Annotated in this window: 20 protein-coding genes; 3 read left to right on the top strand and 17 right to left on the bottom strand. The window is 66.9% G+C overall.

Annotated features, from left to right (window positions below):
- Positions 1 to 2 precede the first annotated feature (2 nt).
- Both QO259_RS14350 and QO259_RS14355 read right to left on the bottom strand, forming a co-directional pair.
- Positions 3 to 1,067, bottom strand: a complete 1,065-nt coding sequence (locus tag QO259_RS14350; RefSeq protein ID WP_285950467.1) for a 3-deoxy-7-phosphoheptulonate synthase — start codon at positions 1,065 to 1,067, stop codon at positions 3 to 5.
- A 113-nt stretch (positions 1,068 to 1,180) separates the two neighbouring features.
- Positions 1,181 to 1,312, bottom strand: coding sequence for a hypothetical protein (locus tag QO259_RS14355; RefSeq protein ID WP_285950468.1), 132 nt, complete (start codon positions 1,310 to 1,312; stop codon positions 1,181 to 1,183).
- 183 nt (positions 1,313 to 1,495) lie between these two features.
- On the opposite strand from QO259_RS14355, the gene QO259_RS14360 reads away from it, so the two are divergent.
- Positions 1,496 to 2,050 carry a sigma-70 family RNA polymerase sigma factor gene (locus tag QO259_RS14360; RefSeq protein ID WP_285950469.1) on the top strand — a complete coding sequence of 185 codons (555 nt, stop codon included), beginning with the start codon at positions 1,496 to 1,498 and terminating at the stop codon, positions 2,048 to 2,050.
- Complete coding sequence (locus tag QO259_RS14365) at positions 2,029 to 2,736, top strand: anti-sigma factor (protein ID WP_285950470.1); 708 nt, start codon at positions 2,029 to 2,031, stop codon at positions 2,734 to 2,736. The genes QO259_RS14360 and QO259_RS14365 overlap by 22 nt, the downstream gene beginning before the upstream one ends.
- 200 nt (positions 2,737 to 2,936) lie before the next feature.
- On the opposite strand, the gene folM is transcribed toward QO259_RS14365, so the two are convergent.
- The 5 genes from folM to QO259_RS14390 form a co-directional block, all read right to left on the bottom strand.
- Positions 2,937 to 3,623 (bottom strand): dihydromonapterin reductase, encoded by a 687-nt coding sequence (folM, locus tag QO259_RS14370; RefSeq protein WP_285950471.1) that lies wholly within the window; start codon positions 3,621 to 3,623, stop codon positions 2,937 to 2,939.
- On the bottom strand, positions 3,620 to 4,426 hold the full coding sequence (locus tag QO259_RS14375) for an FAD-binding oxidoreductase (RefSeq protein ID WP_285950472.1): 807 nt from the start codon (positions 4,424 to 4,426) through the stop codon (positions 3,620 to 3,622). The genes folM and QO259_RS14375 overlap by 4 nt, the downstream gene beginning before the upstream one ends.
- Positions 4,427 to 4,525: 99 nt before the next feature.
- Positions 4,526 to 6,031 carry a 4-hydroxy-3-polyprenylbenzoate decarboxylase gene (ubiD, locus tag QO259_RS14380; protein ID WP_285950473.1) on the bottom strand — a complete coding sequence of 502 codons (1,506 nt, stop codon included), beginning with the start codon at positions 6,029 to 6,031 and terminating at the stop codon, positions 4,526 to 4,528.
- A gap of 178 nt (positions 6,032 to 6,209) precedes the next feature.
- Entirely contained in the window at positions 6,210 to 7,469 is a 1,260-nt protein-coding gene (gene rho / locus QO259_RS14385) for a transcription termination factor Rho (protein WP_035472528.1), read from the bottom strand.
- A gap of 394 nt (positions 7,470 to 7,863) precedes the next feature.
- Positions 7,864 to 8,193 (bottom strand): thioredoxin family protein, encoded by a 330-nt coding sequence (locus tag QO259_RS14390; protein WP_285950474.1) that lies wholly within the window; start codon positions 8,191 to 8,193, stop codon positions 7,864 to 7,866.
- A 184-nt stretch (positions 8,194 to 8,377) separates the two neighbouring features.
- Between QO259_RS14390 and QO259_RS14395 the strand changes: the two genes are divergently transcribed.
- The gene (locus QO259_RS14395) at positions 8,378 to 9,886 is read left to right on the top strand and encodes a Ppx/GppA phosphatase family protein (protein ID WP_285950475.1); all 1,509 of its coding nucleotides are present in this window, start codon (positions 8,378 to 8,380) and stop codon (positions 9,884 to 9,886) included.
- Positions 9,887 to 9,914: 28 nt separating this feature from the next.
- Here the strand turns inward: QO259_RS14395 and tilS are convergent, their stop codons facing one another.
- From tilS to bamA, 10 genes are all read right to left on the bottom strand, one after another.
- Positions 9,915 to 11,330, bottom strand: coding sequence for a tRNA lysidine(34) synthetase TilS (gene tilS, locus QO259_RS14400; RefSeq protein ID WP_285950476.1), 1,416 nt, complete (start codon positions 11,328 to 11,330; stop codon positions 9,915 to 9,917).
- A gap of 58 nt (positions 11,331 to 11,388) precedes the next feature.
- Positions 11,389 to 12,342 carry an acetyl-CoA carboxylase carboxyltransferase subunit alpha gene (locus tag QO259_RS14405; protein ID WP_207033151.1) on the bottom strand — a complete coding sequence of 318 codons (954 nt, stop codon included), beginning with the start codon at positions 12,340 to 12,342 and terminating at the stop codon, positions 11,389 to 11,391.
- Between the two features lie 99 nt (positions 12,343 to 12,441).
- Positions 12,442 to 15,948: a DNA polymerase III subunit alpha gene (dnaE, locus tag QO259_RS14410; protein ID WP_285950477.1), complete on the bottom strand. Its 3,507-nt coding sequence runs from the start codon at positions 15,946 to 15,948 to the stop codon at positions 12,442 to 12,444.
- A 96-nt stretch (positions 15,949 to 16,044) separates the two neighbouring features.
- Positions 16,045 to 16,671: a ribonuclease HII gene (gene rnhB / locus QO259_RS14415; protein WP_285950478.1), complete on the bottom strand. Its 627-nt coding sequence runs from the start codon at positions 16,669 to 16,671 to the stop codon at positions 16,045 to 16,047.
- Positions 16,672 to 16,681: 10 nt separating this feature from the next.
- Positions 16,682 to 17,872: a lipid-A-disaccharide synthase gene (lpxB, locus tag QO259_RS14420; RefSeq protein WP_285950479.1), complete on the bottom strand. Its 1,191-nt coding sequence runs from the start codon at positions 17,870 to 17,872 to the stop codon at positions 16,682 to 16,684.
- 34 nt (positions 17,873 to 17,906) lie between these two features.
- Entirely contained in the window at positions 17,907 to 18,674 is a 768-nt protein-coding gene (gene lpxA, locus QO259_RS14425) for an acyl-ACP--UDP-N-acetylglucosamine O-acyltransferase (RefSeq protein ID WP_207033156.1), read from the bottom strand.
- On the bottom strand, positions 18,671 to 19,114 hold the full coding sequence (gene fabZ / locus QO259_RS14430; protein ID WP_035472512.1) for a 3-hydroxyacyl-ACP dehydratase FabZ: 444 nt from the start codon (positions 19,112 to 19,114) through the stop codon (positions 18,671 to 18,673). The genes lpxA and fabZ overlap by 4 nt, the downstream gene beginning before the upstream one ends.
- Before the next feature lie 148 nt (positions 19,115 to 19,262).
- Positions 19,263 to 20,303: a UDP-3-O-(3-hydroxymyristoyl)glucosamine N-acyltransferase gene (gene lpxD / locus QO259_RS14435; protein WP_207033160.1), complete on the bottom strand. Its 1,041-nt coding sequence runs from the start codon at positions 20,301 to 20,303 to the stop codon at positions 19,263 to 19,265.
- Positions 20,304 to 20,325: 22 nt separating this feature from the next.
- Complete coding sequence (locus QO259_RS14440) at positions 20,326 to 20,829, bottom strand: OmpH/Skp family outer membrane protein (RefSeq protein WP_035472565.1); 504 nt, start codon at positions 20,827 to 20,829, stop codon at positions 20,326 to 20,328.
- 179 nt (positions 20,830 to 21,008) lie between these two features.
- Positions 21,009 to 23,345, bottom strand: a complete 2,337-nt coding sequence (bamA, locus tag QO259_RS14445) for an outer membrane protein assembly factor BamA (protein WP_285950480.1) — start codon at positions 23,343 to 23,345, stop codon at positions 21,009 to 21,011.
- Positions 23,346 to 23,452 lie beyond the last annotated feature (107 nt).

Genomic DNA, 23,452 nt, shown 5'->3' on the forward strand with positions numbered 1-23,452 from the left:
GGTCAGCCGCGCAGACGCTCAGCGGCGCGGATGAGCTGCTGCGCGGTCGTCTCCCAGCCCAGGCAGGCATCGGTGATCGAGACGCCGTAGCGCAGTGCGGCCGGGTTGAGCGGCTGCTTGCCCTCGAAGAGGTGGCTTTCGAGCATCACCCCCATCAGCGCGCGCTCACCGGCCAGGCGCTGGTCGACCACACTGTGCAGCACCTCGGTCTGGCGACGGTGATCCTTGCGCGAATTGGCGTGGCTGCAGTCGACCATCAGCCGCGGCGTCATCCCGGCGGCCTCCAGCGCGCGGCGGCTGGCGGCGATGCTGGCGGCATCGTGGTTGGGTCCGTCCTGGCCCCCGCGCAGCACCAGATGGGTGAAGGGGTTGCCCGGGGTCTCGATCATCGCCGGCGTGCCCGCGGCGGTAACCCCGAAGTGGCGATGCGCGTGCGCCGCCGACTGCATCGCCGCCACCGCCACGTCGACATTGCCCTGGGTGCCGTTCTTGAAGCCGACACAGGCGTCGAGCCCGCTGGCCAGCTCGCGGTGGATCTGCGACTCGGTGGTGCGCGCGCCGATCGCCACCCAGCTCAGAAGATCGTCGAAATAGGCCGCGGCCATCGGCTGCAACAGCTCAGTGGCCACCGGCAGGCCCAGCGCGGCGACGTCGCGCATCAGCCGCCGGGCGCTGGCCAGCCCCGCCGCCATGTCATCGCTACCGTCCAGGTGCGGGTCATAGGCCAGCCCCTTCCAGCCCACCGTGGTGCGCGGCTTCTCGACGTAGACCCGCATCACCAGCAGCAGGCGATCGGCCACGCTGGCCTGCAGCGCGGCCAGGCGTTCGGCGTACTCCAGCGCGGCATCGGGATCGTGGATCGAGCACGGGCCGACCACTACCAGAAGGCGCTCGTCGCGCCCGGCGAGGACATCACGAATGGCTTCGCGTTGACGCTCGACACGCGCGGCGAGCACGGGCTCCAGGGGGATCGCCGCGCGCAGTTCGGCGGCGCTCGGCAGGGTCAGTTCACGCCGACGCGGGGCGCTCTCGGCGGCGGGCTTCAGGGCAGATGTCACGGCGTTCATCATCATCTCATTCCAGGGTTGGGGCCTGAAACGCGAGAACCCCCGGCGGGCTGCTCCGGGGGTTCTCGATACGCGGAAGGCAGCCCTGGTGGGGCGTGCCTCGCGGGTTCAGGTCATGTCGACCGACCGACGGGCACGCCAGTCCTAAACCAGTAGCCATAACCGAAACCAAAACCCGCATACGCGACGGCACCGCCGAAGAGATCGGCAGCAGCGGTAGCGTGAATGGCGGGGTTGGCGGTCATGGGCTCTCTCGCGTAGATCGTGCCTCTATCCTAACGCCTCGTCGGCATTTGACAAGCACCGCGTTGAGACGCGCCTCACCCAGCGCCGCCGAGCCGCCCCGGGCGGCGCGCGAGACAGCATGCGTGAATCTGTGGTAAACCCCGGGCAGGGATCGCACGAGCCAGAAAAATCAAAGGATAACGATGACCTACCCGCCCCCCGACACCCTGGCCAGCCAGCTCGCGGCGTGCGCCCGCGGCGACGACCGCGCCTTCGCCAAGCTCTACCGCGCCACCAGCCCGCATCTCTATGCGCAATTGCTGCGTATCGTGCGTCAGGAGGCCGCCGCGCAGGACTGCCTGCAGCAGGTCTATCTGCGCGTGTGGCAGGCCGCCGGCCGTTATGATGCCAGCCGCGCCCAGCCGATGACCTGGCTGTCGACGCTGGCACGCAACGCCGGCATCGACTGGCTGCGCCGCCAGCGCCCCAACGCGCCGGACAGCGAGGCCCTGATCGAGGCGCTGCCCAGCGAGGACGACATCGAGCACGCCAGCGACATGGCGGGCCAGGCGGAGTCACTGAACGCCTGCCTCGACGAGCTCACGCCGCAGCAGCGCCAGGCGCTGGAGCTGGCCTATTTCGAAGGCATGACACATCACGAGCTCGCCCAGCAGCTGACGGCACCGCTGGGCACGGTCAAGAGCTGGGTCCGCCGCGGGCTGGAGAGGTTGAAGGCATGCATGACACGCTTCGCTTGAGCGATCCCGAGGCCCGCGAGCTGGCCGCCGGCGAGTACGTGCTGGGAACCCTGACCCGACGCCAGCAGGCCGAGTTCGAGGCGCTGCTGGCGGTCAGCCCCGAGCTGCAGCAGAGCGTCGACGCCTGGCGCGAGCGCCTGCAGGCGCTGAATGCGCGGCTGGCGCCGGTCGACCCGCCCGCGGCGCTGTGGCCGCAGATCGCCGCCCGGGCCGGGCTGGAACGCCGCTGGTGGCGGCGGCTGGGGCTGTGGCAGGGGATCAGCGCCCTCTCCACCCTGGCGGCGCTGGTGCTGGCGGCACTGCTGATCGCCGCGCCCGCGCCGCCGATGATGGATGGCGACTACGTGTTCGTCGCCAACGCCGAGGGTGGCCGCCCGGGCTGGCTGGTCAGCGCTTCCGACAGCGGCGAGATGCGCATCCAGACCCTGGCACCGGGCCCGATGCCGGCGGGCATGGCGTGCGAGCTGTGGATGATGGACAACGGCAAGCCGGTCTCGCTGGGCATGCTACCGAGCAGCGGGCAGAAAAGCATGCGCCTGCCCGAGCCGATGCGCGCCCAGTTGCGCAGCGCCGACCTCGCGGTCAGCCTGGAGCCGCGCAGCGGCGCCCCGGCGGGCAAGCCCAGCGGGACCATGCTCGATCACGGGAAGCTGGTGCCGATGCGCAGCGAGCCGTTCTCGCTCTAGGCTTTGTATGAAAACTACCTGCGCTCGGCAATACGGCGTTAAAAATCGGCTGGAGCGCCAGCCCGGTCAAAAATGCTCATTTACACCCCGTAAACTGGAGCGCCAGCCCGGTCCGTTTTCGCCGATTTTTGCCTTAGCTACGCGCCCCGGTCTGGCCTTCGCTCGCTGACTTTTCGTAAAAACCCTGGACGTTGCCGGAGTCAGCCCGCGCCCAGGGACTCCCCACCATCCACCGCGATCACGGTGCCGGTGACATAGTCGTTGTCGAGCAGATAGCGCAGGGTCTGGTAGACCACCCCGGGGCCCGGCACCCGCCGGTTGGTGTGGGTGGCCTCGCCGAGCATCACCAGCCCCGGGGCGATGGCGTTGACCTGGATAGCGGGCGCGAAGCGCGCGGCGAACGACAGCGTCAGACTCTCCAGCCCGGCCTTGCTGGCGGCGTAGGCGGCCTGCTCGGCGGCGCCGCGGCGCACCACGCTGTCGGTGATATGGACGATGTCGCGCTGCGGCTCCTGACACGCCTCGAGCAGCTCGCGCGCCGCCAGATTGATCAGGTACGGCGCCTGCATGTGGACCTGGAACAGTCGTTCGAAGGTCTCCCCCGCGGCCTCGGGGTCGGGGTCCGCCAGCCACTCGCTGGCGTTGTGCACTACCGCACGCAGACTGCGCGTCTGGGCCTTGAGGCTGACGATGAACGCCTCGATGCCGGCACGGGTGGCGAAATCCGCCTGCAGCGTGAGCGCACCGCGGGCACGTAGCGCCGCCACCGCCTCGCGTTCGCGACGGTAGGTGACGATCACCGGATGGCCGTCGTCGAGCAGGCGCTCGGCGCAGTGCAGGCCCAGGCGCTGGGCGCCGCCGGTGATCAGGATCGGCGACTGGCTCACGGGCGCTCGTTCTCCTCGCCGGGGCTGAGCGGCGCCGTCTCGGGGTCGGCTTCCGGCAGCGGCAGGAAGGGCACGCGGGGGGCGTAGCTGAAGACATCGGAGTGAACCTGCTCGGCCACCAGCCCCAGCGGCGCCAGAGTATCGACGCAGGCGTACACCATGCCGGGGGAGCCGGCCAGATAGATCTCGACGCCGTCGAGCGTCTGGATCTCGGCGGCCAGCACCGCATCGATGCGCCCGGCGTGCCAGATCACCCCCGGAAGCGCCTCGGTCTGGTCATCGAGGTTCTCCACCACGGCGTGGAAACTGACGTTGGGATGCTCGCTGGCCCAGGCTCGGGCAAGGCTCTCGGCGTAGAGATCGCGACGCTCGCGCACCGCCCACCACAGTGCCAGCTCGCGCGCGGGGTTCTCCGCCAGCGCGGCCTCGGCGATCGCCTTCAGCTGGGCGAAGCCGGTACCGGCACCGATCAGCAGTAGCGGCGCACGACTCTCTGCCGGCAGGGTGCACTCGCCGTGGGGCAGGCGCACCGAGAGCCGCGCACGGTGGGTGAGCATCTCGCGCAGGCGCGAGGAGTGCGTGCGCTCGGGCCAGTGCTGGATATGCAGCTCCAGGCGCCCTTCGCCGTTCTCGGCACAGGCGATCGAGAACGGCACCCAGGTGTCTTCGTCCACCGCCAGCTCCAGATACTGGCCGGGGGCGTGGGCGATCGCCTCGGCCCGCCCCTCGAGCATTACCCGGAACACGTCGGGAGTCAGATCCTCGACCGATTCCACCTGGCAGGTCAGGGTTCTGACCGTCATGTTCACCTCTCTGTTCGCATGCCCACTATTTTGTATGCCGATCGCTCGACTGCCGATTGTTCGATGGACCACTGTCTGCCTGCGCGCCGAACCGTCACCTCAGTCGGACATCTTGCCCGAGCGCGCTGCGGGTGGCGCGATATCGATGCCGTACTCGTCCCAGCGCGCATCGACCTGCGCCTTGACCGCCGGGTCCATGACGATCGGCTCGCCCCACTCGCGGGTGGTCTCGCCGGGCCACTTGTTGGTGGCGTCGAGCCCCATCTTGGACCCCAGCCCCGCAGTGGGCGAGGCGAAATCGAGATAGTCGATCGGGGTGTTCTCCACCATCACCGTGTCGCGCGCCGGGTCCATGCGTGTGGTGATGGCCCAGATCACGTCCTCCCAGTTGCGCGCGTCGACGTCGTCGTCGAGCACGATCACGAACTTGGTGTACATGAACTGACGCAGGAAACTCCAGACCCCCATCATTACCCGCTTGGCGTGCCCCGGATACTGCTTCTTCATGGTCACCACCGCCATGCGGTAGGAGCACCCTTCCGGCGGCAGATAGAAGTCGACGATCTCCGGGAACTGCTTGCGCAGGATCGGCACGAACACCTCGTTGAGCGCCAGCCCCAGGATCGCCGGCTCGTCCGGCGGACGTCCGGTGTAGGTCGAATGATAGATCGGATCGCGGCGGTGGGTCAGGCGTTCGACGGTGAACACCGGGAACTGCTCGACCTCGTTGTAGTAGCCGGTATGGTCGCCGTAGGGGCCCTCCGGCGCCATGTCGTCGGGATAGATATAGCCCTCGAGCACGATCTCGCTGGAGGCCGGCACTTCCAGATCGGCATGGCCGCACTTGACCAGCTCGGTACGCGAGCCTCTGAGCAGCCCGGCGAAGGCGTACTCGGAGAGGGTATCGGGCACCGGGGTCACCGCGCCGAGGATGGTCGCCGGGTCGGCGCCCAGTGCCACCGCCACCGGGAACGGCTCGCCAGGATGGGCGGCCTGCCACTCCTTGAAGTCCAGCGCCCCGCCACGGTGCGACAGCCAGCGCATGATCAGCCGGTTGCGCCCCAGCTTCTGCTGACGGTAGATCCCCAGATTCTGGCGCGTCTTGTGCGGGCCCTTGGTCACCACCAGCGCCCAGGTCACCAGCGGCGCCACGTCGCCCGGCCAGCAGTGCTGGATCGGCAGCTGGTCGAGATCCACCGCATCGCCCTCGAGCACCACCTCCTGGCACGGCGCCGAGCGTCGTGTCTTCGGCCCCATGCTCATGACCTGCTTGAAGATCGGCAGCTTGTCCCAAGCGTCGCGCAAGCCCTTGGGCGGGTCAGGCTCCTTGAGGAAAGCGAGCAGCTTGCCCACCTCGCGCAGCGCCTCGACGCTCTCCTCGCCCATGCCGAAAGCGACCCTGCGCGGGGTGCCGAACAGATTGCCCAGCACCGGCATGCGGCTGCCCTTGACGTTCTCGAACAAGAGCGCCGGCCCGCCGGCGCGCAGGGTGCGGTCGCAGATTTCGGTGATCTCGAGGTAGGGGTCCACCTCGACGCTGACGCGCTGCAACTCGCCGCGCGCTTCCAGCGCCGCGATGAAGTCGCGCAAATCGTGATATTTCATGCCGTTGCCCGCATCCTGGCGATCAAGAACGCAAAAAGGGCAGCATAACATGCTGCCCTTTCATTGCATCTGCACTCGCTGTCCCAATACCGACCGTTTGCGGCCTGGCATCGGAGCGAGCGCTGGCAGGACGAGGCGAATCGGCGTTCAACGCCTTACTGCCGAGCGCAGATCGATGTTATCTACGCTTCATGGCCTCGAAGAACTCCAGATTGGTCTTGGTATCCTTCAAGCGGTCGATCAGGAACTCGGTGGCCGCCACGTCGTCCATCGGGTTGAGCAGCTTGCGCAGGATCCACATGCGCTGCATCTCGTCTTCGGAGGCGATCAGGTCCTCGCGCCGGGTGCCGGAGCGGCGGATGTTGAGGGCCGGGTAGACGCGGCGCTCGGCCAGCTTGCGGTCGAGGTGCGCCTCCATGTTGCCGGTACCCTTGAACTCCTCGAAGATCACCTCGTCCATCTTCGAGCCGGTGTCGACCAGCGCGGTGGCGATGATGGTCAGGCTGCCGCCCTCTTCGATGTTACGCGCGGCCCCGAAGAAACGCTTGGGCTTCTCCAGCGCGTGGGCGTCGACACCACCGGTGAGCACCTTGCCGGAGGAGGGCACCACGGTGTTGTAGGCGCGCGCCAGACGGGTGATGGAGTCGAGCAGGATGACCACGTCCTTCTTGTGCTCGACCAGGCGCTTGGCCTTCTCGATCACCATCTCGGCGACCTGCACGTGACGTGCCGGCGGCTCGTCGAAGGTCGACGCCACCACCTCGCCGCGCACCGTGCGCGACATCTCGGTCACTTCCTCCGGGCGCTCGTCGATCAGCAGCACGATCATGTGGCACTCGGGATTGTTGCGCGTGATCGAGGTGGCGATGTTCTGCAGCATCAGTGTCTTACCCGCCTTGGGCGGCGACACGATCAGGCCACGCTGGCCCTTGCCGATCGGCGCGGTGAGGTCGATCACACGGGCGGTGATGTCCTCGGTGGAGCCGTTGCCGATCTCCATCACCAGACGCTCCTGCGGGAACAGCGGCGTCAGGTTCTCGAACAGGATCTTGTGCTTGGCGTTTTCCGGCTTGTCGAAATTGATCTCGTTGACCTTGAGCAGCGCGAAATAGCGCTCGCCCTCTTTCGGCGGCCGGATCTTGCCGGAGATGGAGTCGCCCTTGCGCAGGTTGAAGCGCCGGATCTGCGACGGCGAGACGTAGATATCGTCCGGGCCGGCGAGATAGGAAGAGTCGGCGCTGCGCAGGAACCCGAAACCGTCCTGGAGAATCTCCAGAACCCCATCCCCGTAGATGTCTTCACCGCTCTTGGCGTGCTTCTTCAGGATCGCGAAGATAATGTCCTGCTTGCGCGAACGGGCAAGATTATCGATGCCCATTTCCCGGGCGATATCCAGCAGCTCAGGAACGGATTTTTGCTTGAGTTCGGTTAGATTCATGAGTTCGGTCAGAAATGGCTCGTGTCGCAGGCAATGGCGGTTGCCGAATGAAGAAAGAAAGGACAAGAGGCGGTCAGTGCATACGCCGCGCGGCGCGTTCAGTCGTCCCAGAAGCCGGGCTGTTCGTCTGGATGACCGGTCACCGTGACTTGGAGAGACCGGTTGGCCAAAGATGCCGGGAGAGCGGTTCGATTCGCCTGTGATCTTTCGGACGGTCGTCCGATAGACGCAATGTCGATCCGGTGGTCGGAACTGGGGTGACTGACGACTTGGGGGACCGCGAGGCGGTCGAGAAGCATTCGGAACAGGCGAACGTCCCGATGGTAGACAAGCCGCCCGACGAACGCAAGTCATTCGATGGTGGCAAGGAATGCCATCGGGCGCCGCTCGGCATTCAGCTCCGCGAGGCCTCGTCGCAAAGCTGCGAGAGCTGGCTCGGCGAGAGCGCGCCCACCCGCGAGGTGCGCGCCTCACCGTTGACGAACAGCGTCAGCGTGGGCGTGCCGCGGACGCCGTAGCGCTCAGCCAGGGCAGGCTCGCGGTCGACGTCGATCACCCCCACCGGCTGCTCCAGCCCCAGCCCGTCGCCGCTCGTGGCGAGCGTTGCCAGCAGGCTCTCGCAGGGCTGGCACCAGGCGGCCACGAACACCGCCAGCCGCGCCCCGCCGGGGCGCTCGCGCCAGGCGTCGAAGGTGTCACCGTCGAGCTTGAGTCTCTGCACCATGGCTGCCTGCCTGAAAGAATCCCTGGGGGCAGCATGCAGAGCGGCGGGCCGATTGACAAGCCCGGGAGGGCAACGCAACCTTGCACTCACCTTTTACCGCCGCGGGACGCCGGCGGCCGGCTCTCGAGGGCGCCGGCGGCTACGTCCCGCGCCTTGTTCAGATCGCCGTCGAGGACGCCACGCCATGAGCGGTAAGCCGACCGCCACCGAGACCACCCGTCGCCTGGCAGCCATCGATCTCGGCTCCAACAGTTTCCACCTGCTGGTCGCCAACTATCAGGATGGCCGCCTGCAGGTGGTCGCCAAGATGGGCGAGAAGGTTCAGCTCGCCGCCGGCCTGGATGCCGACGAGAACTTCACCCCGGCGGCGATGGAGCGCGCCCTGGGCTGTCTCGAGCGCTTTGCGCCCTTTCTCGCCGAAGTCGCGCCGGGTGACCTGCGCATCGTGGGGACCAACGCTCTGCGCGCCGCCCACAATGCCCACGCCCTGATCACACGCGCCGAGGCGCTGATCGGCCACCCGATCGAGATCATCGGCGGCCGCGAAGAGGCGCGTCTGATCTATCTGGGCGCCGCCCACGCGCTGGCCGAAGTGCACGGCCGGCGGCTGATCGTCGATATCGGCGGCGGCTCCACCGAGTTCATCATCGGCGAGGATTTCGAGCCCCAGGCGCTGGAGAGCCTGCACATGGGCTGCGTCGCCTATACCGGCGCCTTCTTCGCCAACGGCGACATCAGCGAGAAACGCTTTCGCCGCGCCGAGATGGCGGCACTCTCCGAACTCGCCAACATCCAGAATACCTATCGCCGCCTGGGCTGGCAGGATCCGATCGGCTCCAGCGGCACGATCAAGGCCGCGGCCGCGGTCATCGCCGCCCACGGCGAGGGCGATGCCGGGGTCATCGAGCGTGACGCGCTGCTGGCGCTGCGCAAGCGGCTGATCAACTGCGGCCACCTGGACAAGGTCGCCATGGAGGGGCTCAAGGAGGATCGGGCGCGGGTGTTCCCGGCCGGGATCGCTATTCTGTGCGCGGTGTTCGAGGCCTTCGAGCTCGAGCGCATGCGCTACTCCGACGGCGCCCTGCGTGAGGGGGTACTCTACGATCTGATCGGGCGCAACACCCCGGAGGATTCGCGCCGTCACAGCGTCGAGCAGATGATGCGCCGCTACAGCGTCGACCTGGCCCACGCCGACAACGTCGAGCGCAGCGCGCTGCACGCCTTCGATCAGGTGCGCCAGGCCTGGGGGCTCAACCCAGAGCAGCGCCTGTTCCTGGCCTGGGCGGCACGTCTGTGCGAGATCGGCCTGGCCATTTCGCACAGCCAGTTCCATCGACACGGCGCCTATCTGCTGGAGTACTCCGACATGCCCGGCTTCTCGCGTCCGGAGCAGCAGGCGCTGGCGTTCCTGGTGCGCGCCCACCGGCGCAAGTTTCCGCACAAGGAGCTCGAGTCGCTGCCCGAGGCCGCGCGCCCGGCCTATGCTCGGCTGGCGCGGCTGCTGCGTCTGGCGGTGCTGCTCAACCATTCGCGCCCGGAGCAGGCGATCGACGACTTCCAGCTCGATGCCGAGGGCGAGACCCTGAATCTGACGCTACCGACGGAACGCCTGCACCCGCTGGTGCTCAACGATCTCGAAGAGGAAGCCGGCTACCAGCGCAGCGTCGGGCTGGCACTCAACTACAACGAGTAGCGCCGCGGGCTGGCGACACCCCACGCCGTCACTCCGCTGCGGGCAGCGCCAGCTGGCGCCAGCCTGCGGCGGTTGCCACCCCCAGCACCGCTACCAGCGTGTCGTCGTGCCACACCAGCGGCACGCGCTCACGTTCCCACGGTGGCAGGCCGGCCTCCTGCAGCAGCCGCTTGACGTCGCGGCTGCCGCGGCCGGCCAGACGCAGGCGCTCGCCGCCGCGGCGCAGGGTCACCCGCAGTGTCAGCGCCTCGCTAACGCTCTCTTCGTTAATACCCTCTTCGCTAACCCTCTCTTCGCTGACACCCTCTTCGCTGACACCCTCTTCGAGAACCCCCTTCTGGGTAGCGCTCCCCTCGGCGGCGCTTTCGTCGGGGTCGGGTTCGCGGATCACGCGATAGCGGTAGGTTCCCCAGGGCGTGACCAGCCCCTCGCGGCCATCCCAACTCACACACCACTGCGGGTCCAACGGCGCCGGCGTCGGCAACAGATAGAGTGAGCCGCGCCATACCCGCGCCTGCGCCCCGGGCCACACGACCCTGATCATCCGGTCGTGGTTCGCCTGCCACTGGCGGCGCAGCTCGGCCAGACGCGCCGCCGGCGGTGGCGGCAGGCCCAGGCGAGCCAGGGCGTGGCGCACCAGCAGGCGTTGGCGTGCGGCGCTCAGCGGCGTCAGCAGCGCCAGCGGCAGGCACTCGGGGTCCCCGCCGGCGCGGGCGAGATCGCTCTCGGCCAGCTCGGCGAGCAGCTCATCCGCTTCCGCCAGCCAGGCCGCACTGCGCCCCACCGCCGCGGCCGCCCCGGGCCAGCGCTCGCTCAGCGGCGGCACGACCCGGTGGCGCAGGAAGTTACGGTCGTGCTGGAGCGCGTGATTGGAGGGGTCTTCGCACCAGGCGAGCTCACACTGTTCGGCGGCGGCGCGCAGCGTCGATCGCGACACCCCGAGCCAGGGCCGCACGATCTCCAGGCCCCGCCAGTGCCGCCGTAACGGCATGCCGGCGAGCCCGGTCACGCCGCTGCCGCGCAGCGCGGCGAGCAGGAAGGTCTCGAGCTGGTCGTCGGCGTGCTGCGCCAGCCACAGCAGGTCGCCTGGCGCCAGAGTGGCGACGAAGGCGGCGTAGCGCGCCTCCCGAGCCGCCGCCTCGAGTCCCTGCCCGGTCGGCGTCACCGCAACCGGCACCACGCTCAGCGGCACCGCGAGCGCGGCGCACAGCGCCCGGCAGTGGTCGACGAAGGTCGCCGCCGCGGGCTGCAGGCCGTGGTCGATATGCACCGCGCTCAGCGTCATCCCCTGCGCGCGCGCAGCCGGCGCCGCCCGGCTCAGCAGCAGTGACGAATCGAGACCGCCGGAGAGCGCCACCCATAGCCGTCGCCCCGGGGCCAGTGGCGCCAGGGCTTCAGTGATGAGGGCATCGAGTACATCGAGAGGAGGGCGAGAGTCGGCCACCGGGAGAGCTCCTGAGCGCGCCTCGGTCATGGAGAGCGTGACGCGGCCAGGCGTGACCTTACTGTGGGGCGCCGTAGGACATCAGGCGTTCGTAGCGGCGCGCCAGCAGCGCGTCGGTGTCCATCCCCTGCAGCCGATCGAGGCTTTCGAGCAGCGCCGCGCGCACGCTCTCCGCAGTCTTGTGGGGATGACGATGGGCGCCGCCCAGCGGCTCGTCGATCAAGGTGTCGACGAAGCCCAACTCCTTCAGCCGCTCGGCGGTGATGCCCATCGCATGGGCCGCTTCAGAGGCCTTCTCGGCGCTCTTCCACAGGATCGAGGCGCAGCCTTCGGGCGAGATCACCGAGTAGGTGGAGTACTGCAGCATCTGCAGCTCGTCGCAGACGCCGATGGCCAGCGCCCCGCCGGAGCCGCCCTCGCCGATCACGGTGGCGATGATCGGCGTCTTGAGGCGTGACATCACCGCCAGGTTGTAGGCGATCGCTTCCGACTGACCGCGCTCCTCGGCGTCGATGCCCGGATAGGCACCCGGGGTGTCGATGAAGGTGAGCACCGGCATCTTGAAGCGCTCGGCCATCTCCATCAGACGGCACGCCTTGCGGTAGCCCTCCGGGCGCGGCATGCCGAAGTTGCGGCGCACCTTCTCCTTGACGTCGCGACCCTTCTGATGGCCGATCACCATCACCGGCTTGCCGTCGAGCCGCGCCACGCCGCCGACCAGGGCGGCGTCGTCGGCGAAGTTGCGGTCACCGTGCAGCTCGTCGAACTCGGTGAAAATGCTGTCGAGATAGTCCAGCGTATAGGGACGCTGCGGATGCCGCGACAGCTGCGTCACCTGCCAGGCGGTCAGGTCACGGAAGATCTGCTCGGTGAGCTTGCGGCTCTTCTCTTCGAGCTTGCCGATCTCGTCGCTCAGGCTGATGCGGCTGTCGTTCCCGACCAGGCGCAGTTCTTCGATCTTGGCCTGAAGTTCGGCGATCGGCTGTTCAAAGTCCAGATAGTTGGGATTCATAGGGCGTCTACTGTGATGTCCTGGCAACCTGAAGCGTGCGGCGTACGCTGCGGCGAAAACGCGTCATTATCGCACCCTCACGAGTGTTGGCAACCGCCGTCAACCGCCGCGGTAGCGCAGGGCGACCGATTCGTGGCCCTCGACGTCGCGCAGCGCGGTGATCAGCTCGTCGCTGGGCGACACTCGCCACGCCTCGGCGAGCTCGAAGCAGCCGCTGGCACTGGCGTTGCGATAGCGCACCCGCACCGGCAGCCCGCGCTCGCTGAGCCACGGCGTCAGGCTGTCATGGAGCGAGCGAGAGAAGCGCCCATTGAGACGTGCGCCATCGACCGAGAGCTCGATCGCCTCGCCGAAACGGGCACGCGCGTCCGCCATCAGCGTGACCTCCTTGCTGCGCAGGCGCAGACCGCCGGAGTAGTCGTCGCTGGAGACCTCGCCTTCGATGATCAGCACCTGATCGGCATTGAGCTGGCCGCGCACCTGATCGAACAGCTCGCCGAACAGCGACGCCTCGATGCGCCCGGTGCGGTCGTCGAGGGTGACGAAGGCCATGGTGTCACCGCGCTTGGACTTCATGGTACGCATCGCCACCACCAGCCCGGCCACGCGCTGCGGCTCCCGCGACGGCTTGAGATCGACGATCCGGGTAGCCACGAAACGCTTGAGCTCGTGCTCGTACTCGTCGATCGGGTGGCCGGTGAGATAGAGCCCGAGGGTATCCTTCTCGCCGGCCAGGCGCTCCTTGTCGCTCCAGTCGCGGGCATGGCGATAGTCGGCGTAGACGTCACCATCGGCGGTATCGACGAAGGCCTCGCCGAACATGTCGATCATGCCCAGGTTCTGGTTGGTCTGATTCTGCGACGCGGCCTTGAGCGCGGCGTCCAGCGAGGCCGCCATCACCGCCCGCGACGGCCCCAGGTTGTCGAGCGCGCCGGAGCGGATCAGCGCCTCGAGGGTGCGCTTGTTCATGCGCTTGCCGTCGATGCGGCGGCAGAAGTCGAACAGATCGGTGAACGGCCCGTCGGCCTGGCGCGCCTCGACGATCGCCGCGATCGGGCCCTCGCCCACGCCGCGGATCGCCCCCAGGCCGTAGACCACCCGGGCGCTGTCATCGACGGTGAACTTGTAGGCGCCGACGTTGACGTCCGGCGGGGTCACCGTCAGCCCGATGTGGCGGCACTCCTCGATCAGCGGCACGACCTTGTCGAGGTTGTCCATCTCGGTGGAGAGCACCGCGGCCATGAACGGCCCCGGATAGTGCGCCTTGAGCCAGGCGGTCTGATAGGAGACCAGCCCGTAGGCCGCCGAGTGCGACTTGTTGAAGCCGTAGCCGGCGAACTTCTCCACCAGGTCGAACAGGTTGCCGGCCAGGTCCTTATCGATGCCGTTGTTGGCACACCCCTCCATGAAGCCGGCGCGCTGCTTGGCCATCTCCTCCGGCTTCTTCTTGCCCATGGCACGGCGCAGCATGTCCGCCTGGCCCAGGGTGTAGCCGGCCAGGACCTGGGCGATCTGCATCACCTGCTCCTGGTAGAGGATGATGCCGTAGGTGGGTTCGAGCACCGGCTTCAACAGCTCGTGCTGGTAGTCCGGGTGGGGATAGGCCAGCTCGGCACGGCCGTGCTTACGGTTGATGAAGTCATCCACCATGCCCGACTGCAGCGGCCCCGGACGGAACAGCGCGACGAGGGCGATCATGTCCTCCAGCGAGTCGGGCTGCAGGCGCTTGATCAGCTCCTTCATGCCGCGGGATTCGAGCTGGAACACCGCCGTGGTCTCGGCCTTCTTGAGCATGTCGAAGGTCGGCTTGTCATCGAGCGGGATGGTGCTGATATCCAGCGGCTCCTGCCCCTCACGCCCGCGCACCACATCGACCATCTCCAGCGCCCAGTCGATGATGGTGAGCGTGCGCAGGCCGAGGAAGTCGAACTTGACCAGCCCGGCGTCCTCGACGTCGTTCTTGTCGAACTGCACCACCAGCCCGGAGCCGTCCGGCTCGCACAGTAGCGGCGAGAAGTCGGTGAGCTTGGTCGGTGCGATCACCACCCCGCCGGCGTGCTTGCCGGTACCGCGGGTGATGCCCTCGAGCTTGAGCGCCATCTCCCAGATCTCGGCGGCCTCCTCGTCGGCCTCGAGATACTCCTTGAGCTGCGGCTCCTGCTCGATCGCCTTGGCCAGGGTCATGCCGACCTCGAACGGGATCAGCTTGGAGAGCTTGTCGCCCATCGAGTAAGGCTTGCCCTGGGCGCGCGCCACGTCGCGCACCACCGCCTTGGCCGCCATGGTGCCGAAGGTGACGATCTGCGAGACCGCGTTGCGGCCGTAGCGGTCGGCCACGTAGTCGATCACCCGGTCGCGCTTCTCCATGCAGAAGTCGACGTCGAAGTCGGGCATCGAGACGCGCTCGGGGTTGAGGAAGCGCTCGAACAGCAGGTCGTACTCCAGCGGATCGAGATCGGTGATCTTGAGCGCATAGGCGACCAGCGAGCCGGCCCCGGAACCACGCCCCGGCCCTACCGGGATATCGTTGTCCTTGGCCCACTGGATGAAGTCCATCACGATCAGGAAGTAGCCGGGGAAGCCCATCTTGAGAATGATGTCGAGTTCGAAGTCGAGGCGCTTGCGGTACTCGGGCTCGTAGTCGGCGAGCACGCGCCCGGGATAGATCGGGTTGTCGCCCTCGAACAGCTGGTTCAGACGCTCGCTGAGACCGTCATGGGAGATCTTGCGAAAGAAGGTGTCCTGGGTCATGCCCTCGGGGATCGGATACTCCGGCAGGAAGATCTCGCCCAGACGCACCGTGGCGTTGCAGCGCGCCGCGATCAGCACGCTGTTCTCCAGCGCCTCGGGGATATCGGCGAACAGCGCCGCCATCTCCTCGGGGGTCTTGAGATACTGCTCCTCGGTGTACTTGCGCTCGCGCCGCGGATCCTCCAGCGCCTTGCCCTCACCGATCGAGACCCGAGTCTCGTGGGCCCAGAAGTCCTCGCGGGCGAGGAAGCGCACATCGTTGGTGGCCACCACCGGGGTGCCGGTCTCGCTGGCCAGGCGCACGGAGTGGTAGACGCACTCCTCGTCGTACTGGCGCCCAGTGCGCTGCAGTTCGAGATAGAAGCGCCCGGGGAAGTACTGGTTCCACTCCGCCAGCAGCGTGCGCGCGGTATCGACGTGCTCGGCGATCAGAAAGCGCCCGATCTCACCCTCGCGCGCGCCGGAGAGGGCGATCAGCCCTTCGCTCTGCTCGAACACCCACTGCTTGTCGAGGATCGCCTGGTTCTGGCGCTGGCCGTCGGTCCAGGCGCGCGAGATCAGCTCGGTCAGATTGCGGTAGCCGGTGTCGTTCATCGCCAGTAGCGTGAGCCGATAGGGATGGCTCTCGTCATGGGCGTTGTGGAGCCAGAAGTCGGCGCCGATGACCGGCTTCAGACCGGCCCCCTGGGCCGCCTTGTAGACCTTCACCAGGCCGAACAGGTTGGTGTCGTCGGTGACCGCCAGGGCCGGCATGCCGGCCTCCACGCTGGCATTGATCAGCGGCTTGAGGCGCACCAGGCCGTCGACCAGGGAGTACTCGCTGTGAACACGGAGATGAACGAAAGGTGTAGTCATGACGAACTCGAGATCGGGCGGCGAATGAGTGACCGCGACAGGATACCAGCTTGGCCCCGGGCAAGCAGAGACTCCGGGAATGGGACAGGGTGCCGCTCAGGAGAACAGCGCCAGCTGCTCGCGCACCGGGGCGAACGAGCGCCGGTGGGCCGCCAGCGGCCCCCAGCGGACGAGCGCATCGAGGTGCTCACGGGTGGGGTAACCCTTGTGGCGGGCGAAGCCATACTCGGGATGGCGCGCATCCAGCTCGGCCATCTGGGCGTCGCGCGCCACCTTGGCCAGAATCGACGCGGCGCTGATCGCCGGATGGCGTAGATCGCCCTTGACCACCGCCTGCCCCAGACAGGCGTGGCCCGGCAGGCGGTTGCCGTCGACCAGCAGATACTCCGCGGCCAGCGGCAGCGCATCGATGGCGCGGCGCATCGCCAGATGCGTGGCGTGATAGATATTGAGCCGGTCGATCTCCTCCGGCGTGGCCTCGGCCACCGCAAAGGCCAGCGCCTGGTCGCGGATGCACCGGTCCAGCGCCTCGCGGCGGGCCGCACTCAGCCGCTTGGAGTCGGTCAGCCCATCGATGGGGCGCGCCGGGTCGAGGATCACCGCCGCCGCCACCACCGCACCCACCAGCGGGCCGCGCCCGACTTCGTCGACACCGGCGAGGCGCTCGCCGGCATAGTCGATCACCAGTTCGGGATAGGTCTGAGGGGCGCGCTTGGCGGGCATGGCTGACCTCTCAAGTGGAACTGACTTTAGAAGCACTGGCGTTAGAGGCGGTGACACTGAGCGCGCCGTGCTCGACCAGTTCGAGCACGGCACTGGCGGCGCGCTCGCTGGCACCGCGCTGCAACCCGGCGTGAAGCTCGGCGAAGCGTGTCTCCAGCGCCTCGCGCCGAGTGCTGTCGGCGAACCAGGGTGTCAGCGTCTCGACCAGGCGCTCGGCATCCACCGCGTCCTGGATCAGCTCCGGCACCAGTTCCTCCTGGGCAATCAGATTGGGCAGCGAGATCCAGCGTGTCTTGACCAGCCGCTGGGCCAGCCAGTAGGTGGCCGGCGCCATGCGATAGGCGACCACCATGGCGCGGTGGCAGAGCATGGTCTCCAGCGCCGCGGTGCCCGAGGTCAGCAGCACCGCGTCGGCGGCGGTCATCGCCTCGCGCGAGCGGCCATCGCAGAGCGTGACCCGCTCGGCCAGCTGCGGAAAGCGTTCGAGCAGTGCCTCGAGCTCTTCCCGGCGCTGCGGCGAGGCCGCGGGGATCACCACCTGCAGCTCACCCAGCCGCTCGCGCAGCGCGGCGGCGGCGCGCAGGAAGATCTCGCCCTGGAAGCGCACCTCGTTACTGCGCGAGCCGGGCAGCAGCGCCAGGGTCGGCGTGACGGGGTCGAGGCCCAGCGCCTCGCGCGCGGCGCCACGGTCATTGACCAGAGGCAGCTCGTCGGCCAGCGGATGGCCGACATAGGCCACCGGCACCCGGTGCTCGGCGTAGAACGCGGCCTCGAACGGCAGGAAGGTGAGCATGGCGTCGACCGCGCGGGCGATCTTCTTGACCCGGCCCTGGCGCCAGGCCCAGACCGAGGGGCTGACGTAGTGGCAGGTGCGGATGCCGCGCTGGCGCAGCTTGAGTTCGAGGCCGAGATTGAAGTCCGGGGCGTCGATACCGATCATCACGTCGGGCCGCCAGGCGAGCGCATCGCGCTCGAGATGGCGACGCACCTTGATCAGCCCGGGCAGGTGCTTGAGCACCTCGAACAGCCCCATCACCGACAGCGTCTCCAGCGGGTAGAGCGATTCGAGCCCCTGGGCCTGCATGCGCGGCCCGCCGATACCGCGGAACTCGACATCGGGGCGACGCCGGCGCAGCGCCTGCATCAATCCGGCGCCGAGGATGTCACCGGAAAGCTCGCCGGCCACCAGATAGACGCGCATGCTGACCTCGCTCGTCGATTTATTCAGCGCTTCCCTAGCGGATGATGCCGCGCTGGGAAACCTTGAGCGAGTCGACGAAGCGCTGGGTCTCCTCGAGCGCGAAGCGGCTCTCGATCTCGGCGACCGCCTGCTCCAGGGTCAACCCCTTGCGATAGACCAGACGGTACCCTTCGCCGAGGGCCTTGATCGCCTCGGCGGAGAAACCGCGGCGCTTGAGTCCGATCGAATTGAGCCCGTGGGGCGCGGCCGGGTTGCCGCTGACCATGATGAACGCCGGGATGTCCTTGGTGATCGCCGAACAGCCGCCGACCATGGCATGCTCACCCATGTGGCAGAACTGGTGGATCGCCGACAGCCCACCGAGGATGGAGAAGTTGCCCAGGGTCACGTGGCCGGCCAGGGTGGCCTGGTTGGCCAGGATGCAGTCGTCGCCGATCAGGCAGTCGTGGCCGACGTGGGAGTAGGCCATGAACAGGTTGCGACTGCCGATGGTGGTGACGCCGCGATCCTGCACCGTGCCGCGGTGAATGGTCACGCTTTCGCGGATGACGTTGTCGTCGCCCACTTCCAGACGGGTGGGCTCACCGGCGTACTTCTTGTCCTGGCACTCCTCACCCACGGAGGCGAACTGGAAGATACGATTGCGCTGGCCCAGGCGTGTCGGCCCCTTGATCACCACGTGCGGGCCGATCACGCAGCCCGCATCGATCTCGACATCGGGACCGATCACACTGTACGGGCCGACCTCGACGTCAGCGGCCAGACGCGCAGCGGGATCGACGATGGCGGTGGGATGAATCAAGCGATTTTCCTCTCGGCGCAGATGATTTCGCCCTCGCAGGCCAGCTCGCCGCCGACGCTGGCGCGGCAGGCGAATTTCCAGATCCCGCGCTTGCCCTTGATCACGTCGGCTTCGAGCTTGAGCTGATCGCCCGGCATCACCGGGCGCTTGAAGCGCACGTTGTCACTACCCACGAGATAATAGACATAGCCGTCGGCAGGCAGCTTGTTGACGGTCTTGAAACCGAGGATACCGCAGGCCTGGGCCAGTGCTTCGATGATCAGCACGCCCGGCATGATCGGATGATGAGGAAAGTGGCCGTTGAAGAAGGGTTCGTTGATGCTGACGTTCTTGTACGCCACGATCGATTCGCCCAGCGTGATCTCCATCACGCGATCTACCAGCAGAAAAGGATAACGATGCGGTAGATACTCACGAATCTGGTTGATGTCCATTATCATCAATACGACCTCTGAAATAACGAAATGCCTGCCAAAAAGGCAGGCACACGGAGGTAAAGCGGCGTTCACCCATGTGGGCGGGCATTATACAGGCGCACTACAGGGCTGCCAGCCTTTCGCCCCCGCGCCGATTGCCGTGCCCCTCCGTTCACGCATCGCGTCGGCCACGCTCGAGTCGCGTCAGACGCTTGGCGATCTCGTCCAACTGCTTGAAGCGTACCGCGTTCTTGCGCCACTGACTATTCGACATCGAGCCCGTGCCGGAGGAGTAGACGCCCGGCTCGAGAATCGAATTGGTGACCAGACTCATGCCAGTCACCTGGACCCCGTCGGCCAGGGTGAGATGGCCCGAGAGCCCAACCCCGCCGCCGAGCAGGCAGTGACGGCCGACCTTGGTCGAACCGGCGATGCCGACACAGCCGGCCAGGGCGCTGTGGTCGCCGATCTGCACGTTGTGGGCGATCTGCACCTGGGAGTCGATCTTGACCCCGTTGCCGATCAGGGTGTCACCCAGCGCACCGCGGTCGATGCTCGAACAGCTGCCCACTTCGACATCGTCACCCAGACGCACGCCGCCGAGCTGAGCGATCTTCTCCCAGGAGGCGCCGTCATGGGCGAAGCCGAAACCATCGCCGCCGATCACGCAGCCGCTGTGGAGAATCGCCCGCTGGCCCACGCTGACGCCGTGATAGAGCGTGACGTTGGCGTGCAGGCGCGAGCCCTGCCCCAGGGTGGTGTCGGCGCCGATGAAGCTGCCGGCACCGATCACGCAGTCGTCGGCGATCTCGACTCCGGCCTCGATCACGCAGTGCGCGCCGATCTCGACCCGCGCTCCGATCACCGCATCGGGGGAGACCACCGCACTGGGATGGACACCCTGCGAGTCGCGGTTGTCCAGCGGATCGAACAGCCGCGACAGTCGCGCGTAGCCCAGATAGGGGTTGTCGAGCTCCAGCCGCGGGCACGGGCAGGTCTCGCCGTGGGCCGGGTGCACCAGCACCGCGCTGGCGCGGGTATCGGCCAGATACTTGAGATAGGCACGATTGGCGAGAAAGGCCAGATCGCCCGGACCGGCATCGGTCAGGGTCGCCAGGCCGCTGACGCGGAGGTCGGGATCACCGACCAGGCGAGCATCGATGCGCTCGGCGAGTTCGCCGAGCGTGTAGGAAGCGGGGGCAGCACTCTTCATGAACGGGGGCCGTTCTCGATCGTCAGTTGAGTGAGTTGAAGATCTTGGTCACTTCGTTGGTGATGTCCAGGCTGTCGCCGGAGTAGACCACCGCGTCGCGATCCACGACCATGTCGAGCCCACGCTGCTTGACCACACGCTGGATCGCCTGGTCGAGCTTGGGCTTGGCACCCTTCAGATACTGCTGTTCGGCCTGCTGCTGAGCCTGGGCGATCTGGCCGCGCAGCTGCTGGAACTGGCCGCCCTTCTGGCGCAGCTGCTGGGTCACCGCGTTGCGCTCGGACTCGGACATCACGTCGCCGTTCTTCTGCAGTTTCTCCTGCAGCTGCTGCAGCTGCTGACCGAGCGCCTCGGCCTGCTTTTGCTGCGGCCCGATGCGGTTCTTCAGCTGGTTCATCGACGCCTGCGCCGACTGCGAGGACATCAGCGCCTGACGCCAGTCGAGCACGCCAACGTCGGTGGCCATCGCCGGCAGGGAAACCAGCGTCATGAGTCCTAGCCCGAGGGCACCTATTACCTTGCGCATCCGCGCCTCCTTGAGCATACGCTCTCGATGAATGGAGCTTGATGAGTAGAGCTTGGTGAATGGAGCTTGGTGAATCTCACCCCGGCAGTCACCGCCGTGGCGCTTCGCGGGAGTCGCCCTGCCCCCGGTGCGCCCGCTGAGAGGCGCCACCGGGGGCGACGATCGGCGCAAGCCTCCCGTCAGAAGGTCTGACCCAGCGAGAACTGGAACACCTGCGGGTCGTCGCCATCCTTCTCGTTGAGCGGCTTGGCCACGCTGAAGGTCAGCGGCCCCACCGGGGTCAGCCAGGAGAGCCCCAGACCGACGCTGTAGCGCAGATCGCCCAGATCGACACCGCTCTTGCAGCTCGAGGTCATGCCCTCGGGCACATCGTAGCAGTCAGTCAGGAAGGTATTACCACCGTCCAGGAAGATACTGGTCTGCAGCGAACGGCGATCCTCGACCCACGGGAACGGGTAGATCAGCTCCGCCGACCCTTCGACCAGCACGTTGCCGCCCAGGGTGTCGTCGTCACCGTTGTTACGCTTGGTGGTCTTCGGCCCCAGCGTATTGCCGGTGTAACCGCGTACCGAGCCCAGACCGCCGGCGTAGAAGTTCTCGTAGAACGGATAGGGGTCGTTGGAGCCCAGGGTATCGGCGTAGCCCAGGTTGCTGCTGAACTTGAGCGACCAGTCCGGGTTGAGCTCGAACAGCTTCTGGCCGCGATAGCGCAGCTTGTAGTACTCGGCATCGGAGCCGGGTACCGCGGTCTCCAGCGAGACGCGCTGATAGCTGCCCGCGGTGGGCATGATGCCGCGGTTGAGATTGTTGCGGGTCCAGCTAGCAGTGAGCTTGTAGTTGAGGAAGTCCTCACCCTGGTCATCGACGTACTGCACGATCTCGGCAGGCGTGTCGTCGTAGGTGTCGATCGACAGATTCTCGAGGCCGACGCCGAAGTTCAACCGCGACAGATCGTTGATCGGATAGCCGAAGTTGATGTTGCCGCCGTAGGAGTCGGTGGAATACGTCGAGATGTCGGAGTCTTCGTAGTTGGTCTCGCGGTAGAAGACGTTGTAACCACGCGAGATACCGTCCAGCGTCCAGTACGGATCGGTGTAGCCGAAGTTGACGTTGGTGAAGGTATCACTGCGCTGGGCACCGATATTGACGCGGTTGCCGGTACCCAGGAAGTTGTTCTGGGCCAGCGCCGCACCGTAGATCACCCCGGCGCTCTGGGAGAAGCCGACGCTGGCCGAGATCGAGCCGGAGGGCTGCTCCTGGACGTTATAGGTGACATCGAGCTGGTCCGGCTCGCCGGCCACCGGGCGCGTGTCGACGTCGACCTGCTTGAAGAAGCCGAGCCGTTCGAGCCGCTGACGCGACTGCGAAATCTGGTCGGTGGAGGCCGGCGCGCCCTCCATCTGCACCATCTCGCGGCGCAGCACCTCGTCCTGGGTGGTGGTGTTGCCTTCGAAGTTGATCCGGCGCACGTAGGCCCGGCGACCCGGGTCGACGCGGAAGGTCACGTCGACGGTATCGCTGCCGTCGTGCACCGTGGGCACCGCCTTGATATCGGCGAAGGCGAAGCCCTCGGCGCCGAGCTTCTGGCGCAGCGCCTCGGAGGAGGCGGTGAGCTTGCTCTGGGAGAAATACTCGCCGGGCTTGGCGGTCACCAGCGAGCGCGCCACCGACTCGTCCATCTTGAGATCGCCGTCGAAACGGATCTGGTCGAGCTTGTAGCGCTTGCCCTCGTCGACGTTGATGGTGACGAAGATGCGCGACTTGTCGGGGCTGATCGAGACCTGGGTCGAGGTGATGCGGAAATTGACGTAGCCGCGGTCGAGATACCACGAGCGCAGCGTCTCCAGGTCGCCCGAGAGCGCCTCGCGGGAGTACTTGTCGTCGGAGAACCAGCCGAAGAACCAGCCGGGCTTGTCCTCCAGCTTGAACAGATCGCGCAGGGTATCGTCGTCGTAGGCCTGATTGCCGACCACGTTGATCTGGCGAATCTTGGCGACCTCGCCCTCGTTGATGTCGATGTTGACGCGCACGCGGTTGCGTTCGAGCTGCTCGACCGAGGTCTCGATGTTGGAGCTGTAGCGGCCCTGGGACTGATAGAGGCGCTCGAGCTCGCGCTGCATCTCCTCGAGAGTGGAGCGCTGCAGCACCTGCCCCTCGGCGATGCCGGCGTCACGCAGCCCCTTGCGCAGGTCGTCGTCGGAGATCTGCGAGTTGCCCTCGATGTTGATCTCGGCGATCGAGGGACGCTCGACCACGTTGATGATCAGGACGTCGCCGTCGCGCGAGAGGCGGATGTCGTCGAAGAGCCCGGTCTGGAACAGTTTCTGCGCGGCGTCGCCCAGTTGCTGATCGTCGACCCGCTGGTCGGCGCTGACGGGAAAGGCGTTGAAGACCGATGCCGCCGAAACGCGCTGCAGCCCCTCCACGCGAATATCCGAAATCTCGAAAGGTGCAGCCAGCGCCACAGGCGAGCTGGCCAGCAACAGTCCTGCCAATCCGATGGTCTTGAGTTTCATGCAATCAGTCGCTTCTCTGGGGTCCGCCCGCGTATCGAACAGGCACCTTATACATTTCCCTCAGTGACTGACAAGGCCAGGCCCGTCGATCACCGAGGTCTTCCTTT

Source organism: Salinicola sp. JS01, from assembly GCF_030284585.1.
GTDB lineage: Bacteria > Pseudomonadota > Gammaproteobacteria > Pseudomonadales > Halomonadaceae > Salinicola.

What these genes read in the sequence shown, in the direction of transcription:
- lpxB (WP_285950479.1), bottom strand. Translation starts at nt 17,872, where the DNA reads ATGCGCGTCTATCTGGTGGCCGGCGAGCTTTCCGGTGACATCCTCGGC.
- fabZ (WP_035472512.1), bottom strand. Translation starts at nt 19,114, where the DNA reads ATGATAATGGACATCAACCAGATTCGTGAGTATCTACCGCATCGTTAT.
- rho (WP_035472528.1), bottom strand. Translation starts at nt 7,469, where the DNA reads ATGAATCTAACCGAACTCAAGCAAAAATCCGTTCCTGAGCTGCTGGAT.
- QO259_RS14360 (WP_285950469.1), top strand. Translation starts at nt 1,496, where the DNA reads ATGACCTACCCGCCCCCCGACACCCTGGCCAGCCAGCTCGCGGCGTGC.
- rnhB (WP_285950478.1), bottom strand. Translation starts at nt 16,671, where the DNA reads ATGCCCGCCAAGCGCGCCCCTCAGACCTATCCCGAACTGGTGATCGAC.
- dnaE (WP_285950477.1), bottom strand. Translation starts at nt 15,948, where the DNA reads ATGACTACACCTTTCGTTCATCTCCGTGTTCACAGCGAGTACTCCCTG.
- QO259_RS14365 (WP_285950470.1), top strand. Translation starts at nt 2,029, where the DNA reads ATGCATGACACGCTTCGCTTGAGCGATCCCGAGGCCCGCGAGCTGGCC.
- ubiD (WP_285950473.1), bottom strand. Translation starts at nt 6,031, where the DNA reads ATGAAATATCACGATTTGCGCGACTTCATCGCGGCGCTGGAAGCGCGC.
- QO259_RS14350 (WP_285950467.1), bottom strand. Translation starts at nt 1,067, where the DNA reads ATGAACGCCGTGACATCTGCCCTGAAGCCCGCCGCCGAGAGCGCCCCG.
- QO259_RS14405 (WP_207033151.1), bottom strand. Translation starts at nt 12,342, where the DNA reads ATGAATCCCAACTATCTGGACTTTGAACAGCCGATCGCCGAACTTCAG.
- bamA (WP_285950480.1), bottom strand. Translation starts at nt 23,345, where the DNA reads ATGAAACTCAAGACCATCGGATTGGCAGGACTGTTGCTGGCCAGCTCG.
- lpxD (WP_207033160.1), bottom strand. Translation starts at nt 20,303, where the DNA reads ATGAAGAGTGCTGCCCCCGCTTCCTACACGCTCGGCGAACTCGCCGAG.
- QO259_RS14355 (WP_285950468.1), bottom strand. Translation starts at nt 1,312, where the DNA reads ATGACCGCCAACCCCGCCATTCACGCTACCGCTGCTGCCGATCTCTTC.
- QO259_RS14395 (WP_285950475.1), top strand. Translation starts at nt 8,378, where the DNA reads ATGAGCGGTAAGCCGACCGCCACCGAGACCACCCGTCGCCTGGCAGCC.
- QO259_RS14375 (WP_285950472.1), bottom strand. Translation starts at nt 4,426, where the DNA reads ATGACGGTCAGAACCCTGACCTGCCAGGTGGAATCGGTCGAGGATCTG.
- QO259_RS14440 (WP_035472565.1), bottom strand. Translation starts at nt 20,829, where the DNA reads ATGCGCAAGGTAATAGGTGCCCTCGGGCTAGGACTCATGACGCTGGTT.
- QO259_RS14390 (WP_285950474.1), bottom strand. Translation starts at nt 8,193, where the DNA reads ATGGTGCAGAGACTCAAGCTCGACGGTGACACCTTCGACGCCTGGCGC.